Annotated in this window: 2 protein-coding genes and 1 other RNA gene; all 3 read right to left on the bottom strand. The window is 63.6% G+C overall.

What is annotated here, in order from left to right; genetic code table 11:
* Nucleotides 1-883, bottom strand: an 883-nt coding sequence (locus RWX87_RS06720) for an ABC transporter permease (RefSeq protein WP_314688827.1), incomplete at its 3' end; no start/stop codon positions are given.
* Nucleotides 884-1,084: 201 nt separating this feature from the next.
* Complete coding sequence (locus RWX87_RS06715) at nucleotides 1,085-2,713, bottom strand: ABC transporter substrate-binding protein (protein ID WP_314688826.1); 1,629 nt, start codon at nucleotides 2,711-2,713, stop codon at nucleotides 1,085-1,087.
* A 222-nt stretch (nucleotides 2,714-2,935) separates the two neighbouring features.
* Nucleotides 2,936-3,318: a transfer-messenger RNA gene (gene ssrA / locus RWX87_RS06710) on the bottom strand; the annotation flags it as partial.

Below are 3,318 nucleotides of genomic sequence, written 5' to 3'. Positions count from 1 at the left end.
TGGCGATCTGCATGCCCATCACCGTGATGATGGGGATGAGCGCCGGACGCCAGGCATGCTTCGACAGCAGACGACCGTCCGGGACGCCGCGGGAGCGGGCGGCCTCCACATAGGGCGACGTGTAGGTGGAGATGACGTTCGTGCGCACCAGCCGGATGAACACGCCCGCGGTGAGCAGCCCGAGGCTGAGAGCGGGCAGGATGGCGTGCTCGAGGACGTCGCCAAGGACCTTCATGTCCCCGAGCTGCAGGGCGTCGATGATGTAGAAGCCCGTCGGCGAGACCAGTCTGCTGAACTGCATCTCGGAGGCCAGCGAGGAACGCCCGGAGCTGGGCAGAATCCCCAGCCACACGGAGAAGATGAGCTTGAGTACCAGACCCAGGAAGAACACGGGGGTGGCGTAGCACAGAATCGCGAAGACGCGGATCCCGGCGTCACCCGCGCGGTCGCGGTGCCGGGCCGCCAGGCGTCCGAGGCCGATGCCCACGACGAGCGCGATGACGAGGGACAGCAGCGTGAGCTCCATCGTCGCCGCGCCGTAGCGTGTGAGGATGGAGGTGACCGGCTGGTCGTCCGTCAGCGTGGTGCCAAGGTCGCCATGGAGCAGACCGCCGATGTAGTCGGCGTACTGCACGATCAGCGGCCTGTCATAGCCGGCGGCATGGATGCGCCGCTGCAGCTCCTGGGGCGTCAGACGTCCGCCCATCGCCGCGGAGATGGGGTCACCCGTCGCCCGCATGACGAAGAACACGATGGTGACGAGGATGAACACCGTGGGGATGATGAGAAGGAACCTCACGAGAACGAACCGGAAGAAGCCACCGGACAGGCGGTTGCGCTTCGGTTTCGTCTTCACCGCGGAATTCGGCGGTCTTTCACCGATCTTCCCGGCATCCGTCGTCCCCCGGGAACCCCCGGCCGTCGTCCTCTGCGTCACTGCGTTTCCTTCCCACGGGCGTTGCGCGGAACCCTAGGGGTCGCCGCGGACGCGCATGTGGGAACGACGGCCGCGAACCCATCGGCTGGGATGGTCGTCAAGCCGTCGTCCCCCCGTTCACACCGGATCGTCTGCTCCTGGCTCAGGTCAGGACTTCGTCACCGAGGCGTAGCGGAAGCGGAAGGAGGCATCGAGGGTGACCCCCTTGACGTTCTTCCCGGTGACCGCCACCTGGGCGCCCTGGAGAAGCGGGATCGTCGACAGGTCCTCCGTCTCGAGCTGCTGGATCTGCTTCAGGATCTTCTCGCGGGCCGTCACGTCCTGCTCGCCGGCCTGCTTGACGATGAGGTCGTTGATGGTCTTGTTGCTGTAGCCGTTGTTCACGAAGTTGCCGTCGCGGAAGAACGGGGACAGGTAGTTGTCGGGGTCGGAGTAGTCCGGGAACCATCCGAGCTGGTACACGGGGTAGGATCCGTCGGAGTCGTCGGTGACGACGCGTTCCTTGCTGTACTGGGTCCACTCGGTCTGCTGGAGGTTCACGGAGAACAGTCCGCCCTGCTCGAGCTGGGACTTGATGGCCGCATACTCGTCGGAGGAGGAGGCGCCGTAGTGGTCGGCGTTGTACTGGATGTCGAGCTTGACCGGGGTCGTCACGCCGGCGTCGGACAGCACCTTCTTGGCCTTCTCCAGGCTGGGTCCGCCCTTGCCGTCGCCGTACGAGGTCTTGAGCGTGTTCTCATGACCGGTCAGGCCGTCGGGGATATACGAGTAGAGCGGCGTGTAGGTGTTCTTGTATACCGTGGTCGCCAGCTCCTCCCGGTCGATGAGGTTGGCGACGGCCTTTCGCACGGCCAGGGCCTTGGTGGTGCTGGCGTCGGACTGCGCGGTTCCATAGGGCTGGATCTTGAAGTTGAACACGAGGAAGCGCTCCTCGCCGCCCGGTCCCTTGACGACCTTCACCTTGCTGTTCTTCGACAGGCTGGAGATGTCCGTCGGGGTCAGCGAACGGTAGGCGATGTCCACCTGTCCCTCCTGCACGGCCAGCTTGAGGTTGGAGGAGTCGGCGAAGTACTGGACCTGCACGACGCTGTTCTTGGCGGGGGTCAGACCCTTGTAGCTCGTGTTCTTCTTGTAGGCCAGCGCCTCGTTGAGCTTGAAGGAGGTCAGCACATAGGGACCGGCGAAGGCGTTCGCCTTGACGATGGTGTCGGCCGAGGTGAGCTTGGTGGCCGAGAACACCTGCTGGTCCACGATGGGGCCGGCGGGGCTGGACAGCACCTGCTTGAGCGTCACGTCATAGGGCACGGAGTCCTTGAACACGACCGTGTCGGAGCTTGGGGCCGAGACGGATTCGATGTTGGCGAGCAGGGAGGAGGGGCCGTTCGCATCGTTGATCTTCTTGATGCGGTCGAAGGAGAACTTCACGTCCTTGGAGTCCAGGGTGTGGCCGTTGGCGAACTTCAGCCCGCTTTTCAGCTTGACGGTGAATTCGGTGCCATCCGAATTCCACGTGCCGTTGTCGGCGGCGATGTCGGGGCTGAGCTTCGAGGTGTTGTAGTTCTGCGCGTACAGGAACGGGAACACCTGAATCTGGACCGCGTAGGAGCCGTTGTCGTACGAGCCTGCAGGATCAAGGCTGACGATCTTGTCCGTGGTGCCGATGGTGATGGCCGACGCGTCGTCCGACGCGCCCGAGCTTTTCACCCCGCCGCACGCCGCCAGCGAGGCGACCGCCGCTATCGCCGCTATCGCGGCCAGAATCCTTCTTCTCTTCACGATTCCTCTTTCTCTCTTCCTCGGCGGTGCCCTTGCATCGCTCCGGCGAACGCCGTCCACTATCCACCGCCATGGTTAAGCCCGTATTACCACCATGGGCTTCTGACGGACATCCGGACGACCTGCTCCTGGTTACGCGTGCGCCGACGACGCGATGCGGGAGAACGGAACGGATGACGACAAACGACAAGGGCCACCCCTTGCGGAGTGGCCCTGTGAATCTCGTGGAGCTGCCGGGAATTGAACCCGGGTCCGATGACCGCACCCTCAGTCTTCTACGTGCTTAGTCCGCTGGCCTTGCGGCGGTTTTTCTGCCCCCATCTGTGTCGCGGACAACCGATGGCGAGCATACCCGCGGTTAAAGTCCCTCAGTCGCCCCGAAGGTCAACGACTGAAGCAAGTCTTCTTCATGACGCTCAGCATCCCCCCGAAGACGGGAGGGAGTGAACGGAGCGGCTGCTCACTGTTTAATCCCGACTATGCGTCAGGCAGCGAGAGCGAACTCAGTGCGATTGGATTTAGCACTTGTTGTTTTGCGGAGGACGTCAGCGAGTGGACTCCGCGTTCTCGGCACGCTTCCCTGCGACGAACAGGTCACCGTCGAA

The organism is uncultured Bifidobacterium sp. (assembly GCF_963540075.1).
Classification (GTDB): Bacteria; Actinomycetota; Actinomycetes; order Actinomycetales; family Bifidobacteriaceae; genus Bifidobacterium.
Note: the sequence above shows the minus strand (reverse complement) of the source record. Positions and strands in the feature narration are given on the sequence as shown.